We start from the raw sequence: 14892 nt of genomic DNA, 5'->3' as shown, positions 1-14892 counted from the left end.
GTCCCGCGGCCCTCGGGCTCGCGCCGCCCAGCATCTGGGCGGCGCGCCGGGGCGGTCGGGCCCGAAGTCGCGGCTCGCGGGGGCGGCGGCCCTAGTCTGAGTGTGACCTGTCCCGGCCCACTGGCCGACGAAAGTTGAGTCGGATAGACTCAACTCCGCGTTGGTATCACCGACCCTGTTCCGCACTGGAAGGAAGACAGACCCGTGGACGTCAGCCGCTTGACCACGAAGAGCCGCGAAGTCATCTCCCAGGCCGCCCGCACCGCAGCCGCGGGCGGGAACCCGGCCGTCGAGCCCTGGCACCTGCTCGACGCGCTTCTGACGGTCGACGGTTCGACCGCGCCGGGCCTGCTCCAGCTCGTCGGCGTCACGCCCGGCGTGGTCTCGGCCGAGACCGAGCGCCGCCTCGACGAGCTGCCCTCGGCCTCCGGGCCGTCGGTGTCCGAGCCGTCGATGGCCCGCGAGTCGCTGCGCGTCATCAACGCCGGCGACAAGCTCGCCACCGACTACGGCGACGAGTACGTCTCCACCGAGCACCTGCTCACCGGCCTGGTGCAGACCGGAGGCGAGGTCGGCACCTTCCTCGCCGAGCAGGGCGCGACCGAGAAGAAGCTCATCAGCGCCTTCCCGACCCTCCGCGGCGGCGATCGCAAGATCTCCAGCGCCGACCCCGAGGAGGGCTACAAGGCCCTGGAGAAGTACGGCCTCGACCTCACCGAGAACGCCCGCTCCGGCAAGGTCGACCCCGTCATCGGCCGCGACACCGAGATCCGCCGCGTCATCCAGGTCCTGAGCCGCCGCACCAAGAACAACCCCGTCCTCATCGGCGACCCCGGCGTCGGCAAGACCGCCATCGTCGAGGGCCTGGCCCAGCGCATCGTCGCCGGCGACGTCCCCGAGTCGCTGCGCGACCGCCGCGTGATCCTCCTCGACCTGGCGAGCATGATCGCCGGAGCCCAGTACCGCGGCCAGTTCGAGGAGCGGTTCAAGGCCGTGCTGGAGGAGATCAAGTCCTCCGGCGGCCAGGTCATCCCGTTCATGGACGAGCTGCACACCATGGTCGGCGCCGGCAAGTCCGAGGGCTCGATGGACGCCGGCAACATGCTCAAGCCGGCCCTGGCCCGCGGCGAACTGCACATGATCGGCGCCACCACCCTCAGCGAGTACCGCGACCACATCGAGAAGGACGCCGCCCTGGAGCGCCGCTTCCAGCCGGTCTTCGTCGGCGAGCCCTCCATCGAGGACGCCGTCGCGATCCTGCGCGGCCTCAAGGAGCGCTACGAGGTCCACCACGGCGTGCGCATCACCGACTCCGCGCTGGTGGCCGCCTCGCAGTTGTCGGCCCGGTACATCACCGACCGGTTCCTGCCCGACAAGGCCATCGACCTGGTCGACGAGGCCGCGTCCCGGCTGCGCATCGAGATCGACTCGCGTCCCGAGGAGATCGACGAGGTCGAGCGGACCGTCCGGCGCCTCGAGATCGAGGAGACCGCGCTGCAGAACGAGACCGACGACCCGGCCTCGGCCGAGCGCCTGGCCTCCCTTCAGCGCGAACTGGCCGACGCCCGCGAGCGCCTGGCCGCGCTCAGCCGCCAGTGGGAGTCGGAGAAGGACCGCATCTCCAAGGTCTCCGACCTGAAGGAGCAGCTCGACGACCTGCGCACCCAGGCCGAGCGCGCCGAACGCGAATACGACCTGGAGAAGGCCGCGCAATTGCGCTACGGCCGCATCCCCGAACTCGAGCGGCGGCTCCGCGAGGCCGAGACCGAACTCGAGCACGAGACCGAGCCGGCCCAGCAGCCGATGCTCAAGGAGGAGATCGACGCCGACGAGATCGCCGACGTCGTCTCCTCCTGGACCGGCATCCCCGCCGGGCGGCTCCAGGAGTCGGAGACCCACCGGCTGCTCAACGCCGAGAGCGTCCTCGGCGAGCGCGTGGTCGGTCAGGCCGAGGCCGTCCACGTCGTCGCCGACGCGCTGCGCCGGGCCCGCGCCGGCCTGTCCGATCCCAACCGGCCCACCGGCTCGTTCGTCTTCGCCGGACCCACCGGGGTCGGCAAGACCGAGCTGGCCAAGGCGCTCGCCGAGTTCATGTTCGACGACGACCGGGCGATGATCCGCATCGACATGGGCGAGTACACCGAGCAGCACTCGGTGGCGCGGCTGATCGGCGCGCCGCCCGGTTACGTGGGGTACGAGGAGGGCGGACAGCTCACCGAGCCGGTCCGCCGCCGGCCGTACTCGGTGGTGCTGCTGGACGAGGTCGAGAAGGCCCACCCGCGGGTGTTCGACAGCCTGCTCCAGGTCCTCGACGACGGGCGTCTGACCGACGGGCAGGGCCGAACGGTCGACTTCCGCAACGCCATCCTCATCATGACCTCGAACCTCGGCTCGCAGGCCCTGACCGATCCGCTGCTGGAGGAGTCGGCCCGGCGCGAGTCGGTGATGGGCGCGATCCGGGACCACTTCAAGCCCGAGTTCCTCAACCGGCTCGACGACATCGTCATCTTCCACGCCCTGGAGCTGGACAACCTGAAGTCGATCGTGGACGTGCAGTTGCGCCAGTTGCAGAAGCGGATGGACGCCCGGCGGCTCAAGCTGGAGGTCGGCGACGACGCCAAGACGTGGCTGGCCGACCGCGGCTTCGACCCGGTCTACGGGGCCCGGCCGCTGCGGCGCCTGATCCAGCGGGCCATCGGCGACCCGCTCTCGCGGGAGCTGCTCGAAGGCAAGATCATCGACGGCGACAAGGTCGGCGTCGGTGTCGCCGAACCGGGTGACAAGCTGACCGTCTCGAGGGAATGAAATTCGGCGAAACCGCCGTAAACGACCGTGACGTTGGTCATAGTGCAGGCTATGGCCGCAGACGAGTATTCGCGTTTCACGCGGCGCACGGTGCTCACCGGCGCGGCGGCCGTGCTCGCGGCGGGGGTCACCGCCGCTCCGCCGCGAGCGGCGGCCGCCGCGGCGCCGACGGCCCTCCGCGCCGCGACCGTCCGCGACGGCCGGGTCCTGGCGCTGACCGCCGACGAGGCCGGGCACTACGCGATCCGACCGGTCGAAGCGGACGCGGGTCGGCGCGTCGAACTCGGCCCGCCGCTCGAGGTGTCCCTGCCCGAGCGCTTCCATCCGCACTCGATCGCCGCCGTCGGCGGAACCCTGTGGATCACCGGCGCCGTCGATGCCGGACGCCACCGGGCCCTGCCGGGCCTCTTCCGCGTCGAGACCGACCGGGCCGAGGCGGTGGCCCTGCCGGTGCCCGACCCGATCCGCTCGGGCGCGGCCACCTCGATCGCGCCGCTCGGAGCCGAGGCGCTTGCCGTCGCCGTCGAAGGCGGCCCGGACCCCCATGCCGCGCTCATCGCCCGCAGCCACCTCGCCCTCAGCGCCGACGGCGGACTGACCTGGACCGACCGGCCGCTGGCCGCGGACCTGGGCGAGGGCTACGGCACCGTCCTGGCCGGCCACGACGGGCGGCTGTACGCGGTCGCCGCCGACGGCGCCGGCGATCAGACCGTCTACTCCGGCCTCATCGACGCCGAGATCGAACCGGTCGCGGCCGAACCGGGCGCCGGACGGCCGATGGCGGCGGTCGCGACCGGGGGTGACCAGGTCGCGGTGTTCAGCGACCGCGACGGATCGGTCCACGGCGCCCGGTACGGCCGCGACGGCCGCCGCCCCGAATCGGCCGGCCACGGCGGCGGCCGCACCGGCGAGGTCGTCGCCGTCCAGGGCCGCCCGAACGCCTGGCTGGAGACCGAGGACGACCGAGTCAGCGCCCGCGGACTCGGGTGAGGAGGAGCCATGGGATTCCCCGGCAGCGCCGAGGCGTTCGCCTCCTCCAAGTGCGCCATGGACGACATCACCCGCGACTGGCTCGGACGCACCGAGTGGAAGATGCGGTACCGGACGGCGTTCAACTCCGGCGGATACGGCGTCCACCCGTCGGTCAGCTCCTTCCGGATGCACCCCGAGGCCCACGACTACGGAGGCCGACTGATCGAAGCCCTCCACGACCTGGGCCGGAACCACTCGGCGACCGGGGAACCGGTCTCCTACACCTGGACCGGGCTGGCGGGCGCCAAGGTCTGCAAGACCGGCTACCACCGCTACGGAGCGGCCCTCGACTTCACCAAGTTCGCCTGGGGCTCGGAGGCGCTGGTGGACCTGGCCGTCCACGGCGAGAGCGACAGCCTGCGCATGCGGCGCCGGTACCTGGCGGTGGTGGCCGTCTGCCGGAAGTTCTTCGGCACGGTCCTGCATGTCCACAACGATCCGGACGGCAGCCACTGGCACCATATCCACGTCGACCGCGGACGGGAGGGCGTGGCGCTGGACTGGGACTTCGGCACCGACGTGACGATCGTCCAGTGGGCGGCCAGGGACCTGGCGGGGATGACCGAGATGGTCATCGACGGGATCTGGGGCCCCCAGACCCGCTCGGGCTACGAGCTGCTGCGCGACCGGTTCGGGGCCCGGAGCGTGGACCCGACCGCCGCCGCGGACGACGGACACGCCTGGATGGACCTGATCGCCCGCCACGGCATGGCCGACGGCGACGCCGGCGAATTCACCATCGACTGAGAAGGGGACGGGATGCCCGAACGCGGACTCGCGGCCGTTGCGGCGCTGGCCGCGCTGCTGGCCGCCTGCAGCGGCACGCCGGGCGAGGAGGCCGCGACCGAGGCGCCGACCGGCGACCCCTCGGGGGTCGTGTACGGCGTGGGCGACGACCTCGCGCTGTGGCGCTGGGAGGCCGGATCGGACGAGCCGGAGCGGGCGTTGGACCTCAGCGGGGTGTGGGACCATCAGGGCGACGTGGACCGGGTGCTGACCGCCTCGCTCAGCGTCGACCCGACCCAGCGGCACGCGGCCTGGATCGCCGGCGGCGACCCCGGCGCCGAGCTGATGGTCGGCGACCTGGACACCGGCGATACGCGTTCGGTGGTGGACTACCCGCTCGACCACGGCTGCCTCGACCCGGTGTGGGCCCCCGACGGGTCGCGGCTGCTGGTGCACCGCGCGGATGTGTGGGAGGGGACCGAGCAGGCGCCGCCGCCGACCCGGGCGTTCGGCGACCTGGAGTGGTACTCCCCCGAAGGCGAGCGGCTCGACGACGAGATCGACCTGGACGAGGGCTGCCGGTTGCGCTGGTACACCGCCGACGGGGAGGTCCGGGGACTCCACCGCGACGTGGAGGTCACCGAGCTGTACCGGGTCGACGAGCGCGGCGGCCGCCTCGAGACCGCGGCCGTGGCCGATTTCGAGGGCGTCGATCCGGCCGTGACCGACCTGGTCGAGGTCGCCCCGTCCGGCCGGTACGCGTGCATCGCCGACGGCTACGACGAGCACGAGACCTACGAGGGCGGATTCACGATCCGGCCCGAGACCGGCACCAACGTGATCGACCTCGAGACGGGTTCGTCGGTGGGATCGGACTGCGAGGCGCTGGCCGACGACGGCTACCTGGCCCGCGACGAAGCGACGGTGGCCTTCGCCGAATACGGGGGCGGGACCGTGTGGGAGGCGCCGCTGCCCGACGAGCTGGCGAATTCCCCGGACCTGTTCTACTTCCCTTAGGGGCCCGGCCTGTGTCCGCCTGGGCCGTCCACGGTTCGGCTCGTGGACGGCTTTCGTGGGCGGTCGGCCCGTCGCCGCGCCGCCGGTTCCGGACGGATTCGCCCGCCGTGGCGGCCGAACCGGCGGCGCGGTGCCCTTAACGCCCGGACGGGGAAGCGCCGCTCGACCTTCTGGCCCGAGAGGGTGCCGTCGATCAGCCGCCGCAGCGCGTGGGAGGCGGCCGCCAGCTCCTCGGTGCCGATGGCCTCCTCCAGCAGGGAGTCGATGCGCTCGTCGTTCGCCTCGACCCTTTCCACCAGTTCGCGGCCCGAGGGCGTGAGCCGAAGCAGGACCACCCGGCGGTCGACCGGGTCCGGTTCGCGGGTCACCAGTCCCTTGCGGACCATGGCGTCGACCAGCCGGCTGGGGCTGCCGGTCTCGCAGACCAGGTAGCGCCCCAGGTCGGCGAGGGTGAGCGGCTCGTCGTCGGCGAGGACGGTCAGCACCTCCGCTTGGGACGGGGTCAGGCCGTGCTCGCGCAGTCCCTGTGTCAGCCACCGGTTGCCCTCGCGCTGGGCGGCCAGCACCAGATATCGGAACTCCGTGGCCTTGCTCCTTGTTCGGTTCGGGTTCATTGCTCTTCCTTCCTGGTCGGAGCGCCTGCAGTACGAGACCTCCGTGATCATGGTATATGCGTTAACATGGATGTTCCAACATCGATGACAAAACATCAATGCGAAGTCATTGATGTCACATCAACCATGATGTAGCATCGATGTTGTATCACCGATATTGCGGCGGGTTCACCGGCCGCCATTCCAAGGCCACGCGCCGATTGGAGACGACATGACCCTTCAGGCCCTCAGTCAAGACACGATCACCCTCGACGACACCCGGACCGCCATCGACGCCATCGCACGCGGAGAACTCGTCGTCGTGGTCGACGACGCCGACCGCGAGAACGAAGGCGACCTCATCATCGCCGCCGAACACGCCGACGCCGCCGCCGTCAATTTCATGATCACCCACGGCCGGGGCCTGGTCTGCGCCCCGATCACCGCCGCGAAGGCGGCCGAACTCGCCCTGCCCCCCATGGTCGACCGCAACCAGGACCCCCACGGCACCGCCTTCACCGTCAGCGTCGACGGCACCCCCGCCACCGGCGTCACCACCGGCATCTCGGCCCAGGACCGCGCCCGCACCATCGAACTGCTGCTCCACGGCGACCCCGCCGACCTCGCCCGCCCCGGCCACATCTTCCCGCTCACCGCCAAGGACGGCGGCGTGATCGAACGGCCCGGCCACACCGAAGCCGCCATCGACCTCGCCCGGCACGCCGGCCTCGCCCCGGCCGGAGTCATCGTCGAGATCATCAACCCCGACGGCACCATGGCCCGGCTCCCCCAACTGGCCACCTTCGCCCGCCGGCACGGGCTCGTCCTCACCAGCATCGAGCAACTGCGCGAATACGCCGCCGCCCACGACGTCCCCGCCCCGTCCGCCGCGCTCGCCGGAGCGATCCGATGAGCCTGGCCAAGACGCTGTGCCGCAAAGGCACCAACGCCCTGACCCGACCGGCGGTCAGGCGCCGCTACCTGGCGGGGGTCGAGGGCCTCGAACACGTCCCCGAACACGGACCGTTCGTCCTGATCTCCAACCACGTCAGCTTCGCCGAGCACTTCGTGTACGAGGCGATCCTCCACGCCCGCCGCGGCCGCCGCGGGGTCTTCCTCACCAAGGCCGAGAGCTTCCGCGGCATCCGCACCGTCTGGTACGAGGCCATGGGCGCGGTCGCCGTCGACCGCGACCAGCCCGCGCGGGCCCTGCTCGAGCTCGCCGACACCGTCCTCGCCGACGGCGACGCCCTCGTGGTCTACCCCGAAGGCACCCGCAACCGCGGCAGCGGACTCCAGCCGTTCAAGGACGGCGGCTTCCGCTTCGCCGCCCGGGCCGACGTGCCGGTCATCCCGGCCGCCGTCTGGGGCACGCAGGACATCCTGCCGATCGGCGCCACCATGCCCCGGAACGGCCGAGCCCGCGTCGCCTTCGGACCGGCGCTGCGACCCGACCCCGACCTGCGGCACGCCGCACGCCTCCGCGACCTGGTCGATCGCGGACGCAGCGCCGTGGCCGACCTGATCGACCTGGCCCGGCACCCGGCCACCGGCCGGAGCCGCGAGGCCGCCCGCCGCACCGCGGCGGTGGCCGGCGCCCTCGTCGAACGGGCCCTCGACGGCCCCGAACCCGACCGCGACCGCCTCAAAAGGGCGGCCGCCCTCCTCGAGGTCGCCGACTCCACCGACCCGGACAACCCGCACGTCCGCCTCGTCCGCAACCGACTGGCCGGACTCCGCCTCCTCGGCGGCCCGGCCCCCCTCCGGCCGCTGCGCGCCCTCGCCCTCCGCGGCCGGCTCGAACGCGCCGCCACCGAGCTCCCGACCGAGCCGATGGCGCACTACCTGCTCGGACGGTGGCACCTCACCGCCCCGGGCCTCCTCGGCGGCAGCCCCGACCGGGCCGCCCGCCACCTCGCCGAAGCCGTGCACCTCGACGGCGGCGACACCCGTTACACCATGGCGCGGGCCGAGGCCCTGCGCCGCGTCGGGCGGGAGCGCGAGGCGCTCGACGACGTCGAGTCCGTCCTCGACGCTCCCGCCGCCGACGAACGGGGCGAACGCCGGCGCCGCCGCGCCGCCGAGCTGCGGGCGGCCCTCACCGCCGCGGCCGCGACGCCCACCGCCGAAGTGATGCAAAGGAGAACCACGTGAGAACCGTCAACCGATGGGCCATCCACCGACCCTGGACGGCCGTCCTCGGATGGATCGTCCTGGCCCTGATCGCCGCGCCGCTGGCCATGCAGCTCGGCGGCGCGCTCAAAGCCGGCGGGTTCTCCGATCCGCGCGCCGGATCCGTCGAGGCGCAGGAGACCCTCGAGGAAGCGTTCGACCAGAAGCCCAACTCGCTCATGGTCGTCCTCAGCACCGACGGCGACGCCACCGCCGCCGTCCCCGACGCCTCCGAGGCCGCCACCGACATGGGCGCCGACCTCGTGGTCGACCACCGGATGCAGCCGGGCTGGGTCGCCGACGACGGCGGCACCACCATGGTCGTGCTCGGATTCGACGAGGACAACACCACCGTCCAGTCCCTCGTGCCCGAACTCGAGACCGAGATCGACCGGGCGGTCGGCGACGGCGTCACCGTCGAGATCACCGGCGCCCCGGCACTCGACGCCGCGCTCAACCACCACTCCGAACAGGACGCCGCCAGGGCCGAACTCATCGCCTTCCCCGTCCTGTTCGTGGTGCTGCTGCTGGTGTTCCGCTCGGTCGCCGCGATGCTCGTGCCCCTGGCCATGGCCGGGATCACCCTGGCGATCACCCAGGCGGCCGGCTTCGGCTTCACCGAGATCACCGACGTCAACAGCCTGTTCGTCAACATCGTCACCATGATCGGGCTCGCCGTGGCCGTCGACTACTCCCTGTTCATCATCAAGCGGTTCCGGGAGGAACTCGAATCCGAACTGCCGGTGAAGGACGCGCTCGAGAAGACGATGGCCACCGTCGGCCACTCGGTGATGTTCGCCGGCCTGGCCGTGATGGTCTCCATGGCCGCGCTGTTCATCCCGCGCACCATGGCCTTCACCTCCATCGCGCTGGCCGGAGCCCTGGTCACCGCCGTCGCCGTGTCCATGTCGATGACCCTGCTGCCGGCCGTGCTCTCGCTGCTCGGACGCCGCATCAACTGGGGATCGATCGGCCGCCGCAAGCGCCGCGAGGCGCCCGAGCCGAAGACCCGGCTGATGCGCCGCCCCGGACTCGTCCTCGCCGCGCTCGTGGTCGCCTTCGCGGCCCTGGCCGCGCCCGCCCTCAACCTCACCTGGCAGGTCCCGGTCGCCAGCGCGAGCATCCTCCCCGGCGACGACGGCGCCCGGACCGGGCTCGAACGGGTCGAGAACGAGATCGGCCTCGAGGGCCTGTTCCCGGTCGAGGTCGTCCTCACCGCACCCGAGGCCGCCGCCGGCGACCTGAGCCGGGCCGCCGACGACGTCGCGGCCGAGGCGGCGACGATCGACGGCGTCGTCGACGCCCGGGTCGACTACGGCGAACCGGCCGGCGGCGAGCTCGCCGCGCTGGTCTCCGTCACCACCGAGCACGACCCCGACAGCGACGCCGCGCACGCGGTGGTCGACGACCTGCGAGGGATCGTCGACGGCCTCGACGGGGACGTCACCGCGCGGCTCGGCGGCGCCACCGCCACCGGCGACGACTTCGACGACCTGGTGCTGCGGTCGATGCCGCTCGTGGTCGCCGCGGTGGCCGTGCTGAGCCTGATCCTGCTGACCGTCTCGTTCCGGACCTGGCTGATGCCGCTGCTGGCGCTGGCGTTCAACGCGATGGTGGTGGCCGCCAGTCTCGGCGTGCTGGCGCTGATCTCGGCCGACGGCTCGGGAACGATCAACAGCGTCACCCCGCTGATGCTGTTCGCGGTCATGTTCGGGCTGAGCATGGACTACATGGTCATCATGATCTCCCGCATGAAGGAGCTCTACACCGACGGCCTGGGCCACCGCGAGGCGGTGATGGGCGGCCTCGCCCGGACCGCGGGCCTGGTCAACGGCGCGGCGGTGATCATGGTCGCCGTGTTCGTGTCGTTCACCAGCGCCCAGATCAGCATCGTGCGGGAGCTGGGGATCGTCCTGGCGGTCGCGGTCGTGCTCGACGCGGTCGTCATCCGGCGACTGGTCATGCCCGCCACGCTGCTCATAGTCGGCGACCGCGTCTGGGGCCGCGGCCGCCGCACCGAAGAAGTCGAACCGGTCCGCGAGCTGGCCGGTGCCGGAGCGAAGGGAGCCTGGTGATGAACGACCCCGTCCAGTATTACGGCGAGATCCCGGTGGTGTTCGACGGCCTGCGTCGCATCGTCTGGAAGCCGATGGAGGCCGGCCGCGCCGCCGTCCAGTCGGTCTGGCCCGACCAGGAGCAGCGGTCGGCGATGGGACGGCGCCTGATGCGCCGCGAGCCGGTCCTGGTGGTGATCGACCACGAGGCCCCGCCGGTGGCGCTGCTGCCCGAGGAGGTGCCGCTGGTGGCGCCCCGGCTGCGCGAGCGGCTGACGGTCGACGACGGCATGCCGCAGTTGCGGGTCGAGCAGCTCGACTGGCTGCCGACCCACCTGCGGCAGGCCGGTCGGCGGGTGCTGAACACGGTGCGGACGCGGATGCGGCTGACGCCGCGGCCGCTGCTGCCGAGGCTGGTCCTCGACTGCGAGGAGGGCGGGTCGGTCCGCTTCGCGGTCCGCACCGACCCGCGGCCGCTGTCCGAGACGGACCTGGTCGCGCTCGTCCGTCACCTGTGGTCGTCGTCCTCGTCGCGGGTGGAGAGGAGCGTCGAGCGTGTCGGGGCCGCTTGAGGGCCGCGTCGCCGCGGTGACCGGTTCCGGGCGCGGACTCGGGCTGGCCGTCGCGGAGGCGCTGGTGGAGCGGGGTGCGCGCGTGGTCGCGCACCACCGCTCCCCGTCCAAGGAACTGGAGGCGCTGGAAGGGCGTCACCCCGGCCGGGTGGAGCCGGTCGGCGGGGACCTGTCCGAGGAGGGCACCGCGGTGGCGATCGCGGACGCGGCCAAGCGTTTCGGTTCGTTCGACGCGCTGGTGTGCAACGCCGGCGCCTCCACCGACCGGTTGCTGGTCCGCACCAGCATCGACGATTGGGATTCGGTGCTGCGGAACAACCTCCGCAGCGCCTTCCTGGCCACCAAGCACGCGCTGCGGCCGATGATGCGGCAGCGTTCGGGGCGGATCGTGTACGTCTCGTCGGTGGCGGCGTTCTACGGCAACCCCGGCCAGTCGGCCTATGCCGCCGCCAAGGCCGGTCTGAGCGGGTTGTCGTTGAGTGTGGCGCAGGAGTACGGGCCGTACCACGTCAAGACCGCCGTGGTCGCTCCGGGGATGTTGGACACCGGGATGGCCGAGCGCCTGAGCGACGATCAGCGCGGCCGGATCACCGGGCGTTCGCTGGGGCGTTTCGAAGGCAGCACCGGTCGGACCGCGGAGACTGTGGCGTTCCTATGCGGACCGGGAGCCGATAACGTGAACGCGACGACCATTCATGTCGATGGAGGGGTGAAGTACCCGTGAAAGAGCACCGGTCCTCCCGCACGGTGTCGGCCCCACCCGAACGGATCGCCGAACTGGTCTGCGACCCGGCGCGGCTCCCGGACTGGAACCCGGCGCTGGCCGAGGTCGACGCCGAAGGCGCGGCGGAGGAGCGGCGGCGCTACCGGATCCGGGCCGTCCGCGGACTGCGCGGGTACCTGGTCTACACCCTCATCAGCCCCGAGTGCATCGAGATGACCCTGCAGGTGCAGGGGCTCCGCGAGGAGAGCTACTGGCTGCTGGAACCGTCCGGCGACCGGACACACGTCGAGCACGGCTTCTCCCACACCGGACTCCTGGGCCGCCTGCTGGGCCCGGCATTCCAGGGAGTGGCCGAGCTGCGCCTGGACCGCCTGGCCGACCGCGCCACGGCCTGACCGGCCACCGCCGCGGGTCCGTCCGAAAGGACCGACCCGCGGCGGCCGCACCTGCTCGACCATCACGCCGAGGTACCGGTAGCCTGCAGATCCGAGTCGTCAGTGAGGACGACCGCAGACGATCGTCTCTGGGTAGGAGTCCGATGCTCGCGCAGACCTCAGCGGCCACGCTCGCCGGCGGATCGGCTCCGAACGAGGACTTCTACCTGGTGTCGAACTCGTGGGCGGTCGTCCTGGACGGCGTGACCCGCTATCCGGACGACGGGTGCGTCCACGACGTGCCCTGGTACGTGGCCGCGCTCGGTGGCGCGCTGGCCGAGCGGCTCTCCCAACCGGACCGGGGACTCCGGTCGTGCCTGGCCGACGCGATCGAGGCGGTCGCCGACCGCCACCGCGCGACCTGCGATCTGGCGAACCGGCTGTCGCCGGCCGCGACCGTCGCCATCGCCCGGTTCGCCGACGACCGGTTCGAGTGGCTCGTGCTCGGCGACGCCGCCGTGGTGTGGCAGGTACCGGGGCGGAGTCCGCAGGTCGAATCCGACGACCGCCTCGGCCGCCTGGAAGACCCACCGGCTCCGATCGACGTGGGCGGGATCGAGCGCTACCCGACCGACTACATCGCCCGCGTCCGCAACCGCCCCGGCGGGTTCTGGGTGGCCTCGACCGACCCCGAAGCGTCCCGGCAGGCCCGCGCGGGCGTGCTTCCGGCCGGCGAGCTCGAGACCGTCGGCCTCTTCTCCGACGGCCTCACTCGCCTCGTCGAACGATACGGCCGCTCCTGGGACGACGTGCTCGGCACGGCGGCCTTCGACGGAGTGCCCGGCGTCCTGACGCAGGTCCGGGAGGCCGAGAACAACGACCCGGAGATCCGCGCCCGCGCCAAGCGCCACGACGACGCCACCGGCGTGATACTCCGGCTGGTGATCACGCACCGGCAGCCCTGACCGAGCAGGATCGGGGAGCCGGCGCGTCCCCGGCCGAGGGGCAATCGTTCGCATCGGGTGGCTTCGCAGATCTACCCTGGGAGCACGTGTCCGCCCCTGGAACGGAGCCGAAAGTGTCCTACCCTCAGCAGCCCCACTACAACATGGGTGACTACCCGACGCCCGGCGGGAGCCCGCCGCCGTACTCCCCCCAGCCGACGAACCCGTACGCCCCGCCACCGCCGCCCCAGCAGCGGCCGTCGTTCTCGTCGGCCACGCCGCTGCTGGTGACCGGGCTGGTCGCCGCCGTCGCGGTGGCGGGGCTGATGCTGACGCTGTGGCTCCTGGCGAGCGGGGACCTCTCCGACGCCGAGGACCTGGCCGACGAGCGCGCCGACGCCATCGAGGAGCTCGAGTCCGACAAGTCCGACCTCGAGGACCAACTGGGCCAGGCCGAGGAGCACAGCGCCGAGCTCGAGTCGCAGGTGAGCGACTTCGAGAGCGAGGTCGGCGAGATGTCGACCGTGCAGGGGTGCATCGACGGGCTCGAAGCCTTCTTCGACACCGAGATCGACTCCGACGAGGAGGCCGAGGCGTGGGATGAGATGGTGGATCTGTGCGAGGACTGGGTCTACTGAGGTAGGCGCTCGGGTCCCGCGGCCGCCGCGCAGCGGTCGGCACTGCCATCCCGGTATTCCGGTGATTCGCTCGATATCGAACGAGAATCCGGTATAGAGCTGCCTCCGGCGTCGGGCGTCGTGTCCGGTCACGAATCCGCCCGCCCGGCCTCGCGCCGAATGCTTGCGGCGAGCGGACCCCGGTAGGGTGGGCCGGACCGGGAGGCGAAGCGGCCGGTCGCCCTGTCGGCCTCGAGGAAGCGATGGACCACGAGCAGACCACTCCGAATCCGAGGGGCCGCGGCTCGACGCCGGCGGGAGTCGGCGTGATCCGGATCGGGCTCGCGATCCAACTCCTCACCGGTGCCATCGGCATGCTGCTCGTGTACCCGCTGCTGCTCGGGATCGGCGCCATGGCCGGCTACGCGACCGCGCAGTTCAACTCGACGACGGTGATCCTCAGCGTCGCCGCCCTGGTACTGCCGACCCTGTGCCTGCTCGCGATCGTCCAGATCGGTCGGACCGAACGAGGCGGCGGATACCTGCGGGTGGCCGTGGCCGCCACGGTGGTGCAGATCCTCGTTCTCCTGCCGTTCTACGCGGTGGCCGCGATCCCGTCCGCCGCAGCGCTCCTGTTCGAACTGGTGCCGCTGGCCGGCGGGCGCACCCGCGAGCGGATCCGGCACGGCTCGAGCCCGGAGCGTCCGGCGCTGCCGGAGCAGATCGTGCTCCCATCGGCCGCGGCGGCACTGGCCGGTCTGCTCGTCTGGAACGCCGCGGCGAGCGACGTCGAGGTCCGGCATCCGGAACGCGAGTTCGACGGGGCCGAAGCCCCGGCCAGGCTGGAGGCAGCGATCGAGGAGGCCCTGTCGGTGGTGGAGGAGATCGACCGGTCCCCTCCCCTGGAAGACCACCGGTCGGGCGACACCCCGTGCAGCGACGGCGCCGGACGGGACGACGACTGGTCCGAGCACCGGCTCGTCTACCGCTTCGAAGGGACCCCGCCCCGCAGCGGCCCCGGTCTGGCGGCGCTGGAGGCGATGCGCGAACACCTCCCCGAGCACGACTGGGAGATCACCTCCAACGAACCGTCCGGCGACGGTGGGCACCACCTATATGCGGTCCGCCACGACGGCGTCCGCCTCCGGCTCATCGTCGCCGAGGCGCACACGATCCTCGAAGCCGACAGCGGCTGCGTCGAGAACCCCGAACCGGACTGAAATTCCGCCGACGGCGCTCGGCGGTGCGTAGTAACCCGATCA

Annotated in this window: 14 protein-coding genes; 13 read left to right on the top strand and 1 reads right to left on the bottom strand. The window is 72.0% G+C overall.

Annotation, left to right across the window (positions count from 1 at the left end):
• Positions 1-204 precede the first annotated feature (204 nt).
• The 4 genes from clpB to CUT39_RS18240 are packed head-to-tail and all read left to right on the top strand — an operon-like array spanning position 205 to position 5580.
• On the top strand, positions 205-2805 hold the full coding sequence (gene clpB, locus CUT39_RS18255) for an ATP-dependent chaperone ClpB (RefSeq protein WP_100448869.1): 2601 nt from the start codon (positions 205-207) through the stop codon (positions 2803-2805).
• A gap of 51 nt (positions 2806-2856) precedes the next feature.
• Positions 2857-3795, top strand: a complete 939-nt coding sequence (locus CUT39_RS18250) for a sialidase family protein (RefSeq protein ID WP_100448868.1) — start codon at positions 2857-2859, stop codon at positions 3793-3795.
• 9 nt (positions 3796-3804) lie between these two features.
• Complete coding sequence (locus CUT39_RS18245) at positions 3805-4584, top strand: hypothetical protein (RefSeq protein WP_100448867.1); 780 nt, start codon at positions 3805-3807, stop codon at positions 4582-4584.
• A 12-nt stretch (positions 4585-4596) separates the two neighbouring features.
• Positions 4597-5580: a hypothetical protein gene (locus CUT39_RS18240; RefSeq protein ID WP_100448866.1), complete on the top strand. Its 984-nt coding sequence runs from the start codon at positions 4597-4599 to the stop codon at positions 5578-5580.
• Here CUT39_RS18240 and CUT39_RS20045 read toward each other — a convergent pair.
• A complete protein-coding gene (locus CUT39_RS20045) occupies positions 5577-6194 on the bottom strand; it encodes a MarR family winged helix-turn-helix transcriptional regulator (RefSeq protein WP_114149510.1) in 618 nt (205 codons plus the stop codon). The two genes, CUT39_RS18240 and CUT39_RS20045, sit on opposite strands and share 4 nt — an antisense overlap.
• Before the next feature lie 211 nt (positions 6195-6405).
• On the opposite strand from CUT39_RS20045, the gene ribB reads away from it, so the two are divergent.
• The 9 genes from ribB (at position 6406) to CUT39_RS18190 (ending at position 14850) form a co-directional block, all read left to right on the top strand.
• On the top strand, positions 6406-7086 hold the full coding sequence (ribB, locus tag CUT39_RS18230; protein WP_100448865.1) for a 3,4-dihydroxy-2-butanone-4-phosphate synthase: 681 nt from the start codon (positions 6406-6408) through the stop codon (positions 7084-7086).
• Entirely contained in the window at positions 7083-8327 is a 1245-nt protein-coding gene (locus tag CUT39_RS18225) for a lysophospholipid acyltransferase family protein (RefSeq protein ID WP_100448864.1), read from the top strand. Before ribB ends, CUT39_RS18225 begins: the two co-directional genes overlap by 4 nt.
• Complete coding sequence (locus CUT39_RS18220; RefSeq protein ID WP_114149509.1) at positions 8324-10420, top strand: MMPL family transporter; 2097 nt, start codon at positions 8324-8326, stop codon at positions 10418-10420. Before CUT39_RS18225 ends, CUT39_RS18220 begins: the two co-directional genes overlap by 4 nt.
• Positions 10420-10971 (top strand): hypothetical protein, encoded by a 552-nt coding sequence (locus CUT39_RS18215; RefSeq protein WP_100448862.1) that lies wholly within the window; start codon positions 10420-10422, stop codon positions 10969-10971. Before CUT39_RS18220 ends, CUT39_RS18215 begins: the two co-directional genes overlap by 1 nt.
• Positions 10955-11695: an SDR family NAD(P)-dependent oxidoreductase gene (locus CUT39_RS18210; RefSeq protein ID WP_100448861.1), complete on the top strand. Its 741-nt coding sequence runs from the start codon at positions 10955-10957 to the stop codon at positions 11693-11695. The genes CUT39_RS18215 and CUT39_RS18210 overlap by 17 nt, the downstream gene beginning before the upstream one ends.
• Positions 11692-12090 (top strand): SRPBCC family protein, encoded by a 399-nt coding sequence (locus CUT39_RS18205; RefSeq protein WP_100448860.1) that lies wholly within the window; start codon positions 11692-11694, stop codon positions 12088-12090. Before CUT39_RS18210 ends, CUT39_RS18205 begins: the two co-directional genes overlap by 4 nt.
• A gap of 143 nt (positions 12091-12233) precedes the next feature.
• On the top strand, positions 12234-13034 hold the full coding sequence (locus CUT39_RS18200) for a protein phosphatase 2C domain-containing protein (RefSeq protein WP_100448859.1): 801 nt from the start codon (positions 12234-12236) through the stop codon (positions 13032-13034).
• Positions 13035-13147: 113 nt separating this feature from the next.
• Positions 13148-13651, top strand: coding sequence for a hypothetical protein (locus CUT39_RS18195; protein WP_100448858.1), 504 nt, complete (start codon positions 13148-13150; stop codon positions 13649-13651).
• 242 nt (positions 13652-13893) lie between these two features.
• Positions 13894-14850, top strand: a complete 957-nt coding sequence (locus CUT39_RS18190) for a hypothetical protein (RefSeq protein WP_100448857.1) — start codon at positions 13894-13896, stop codon at positions 14848-14850.
• Positions 14851-14892 lie beyond the last annotated feature (42 nt).

Origin of the sequence: Glycomyces xiaoerkulensis, assembly GCF_002798405.1 — a bacterium.
Taxonomy (GTDB): Bacteria; Actinomycetota; Actinomycetes; order Mycobacteriales; family Micromonosporaceae; genus Glycomyces; species Glycomyces xiaoerkulensis.
Note: the sequence above shows the minus strand (reverse complement) of the source record. Positions and strands in the feature narration are given on the sequence as shown.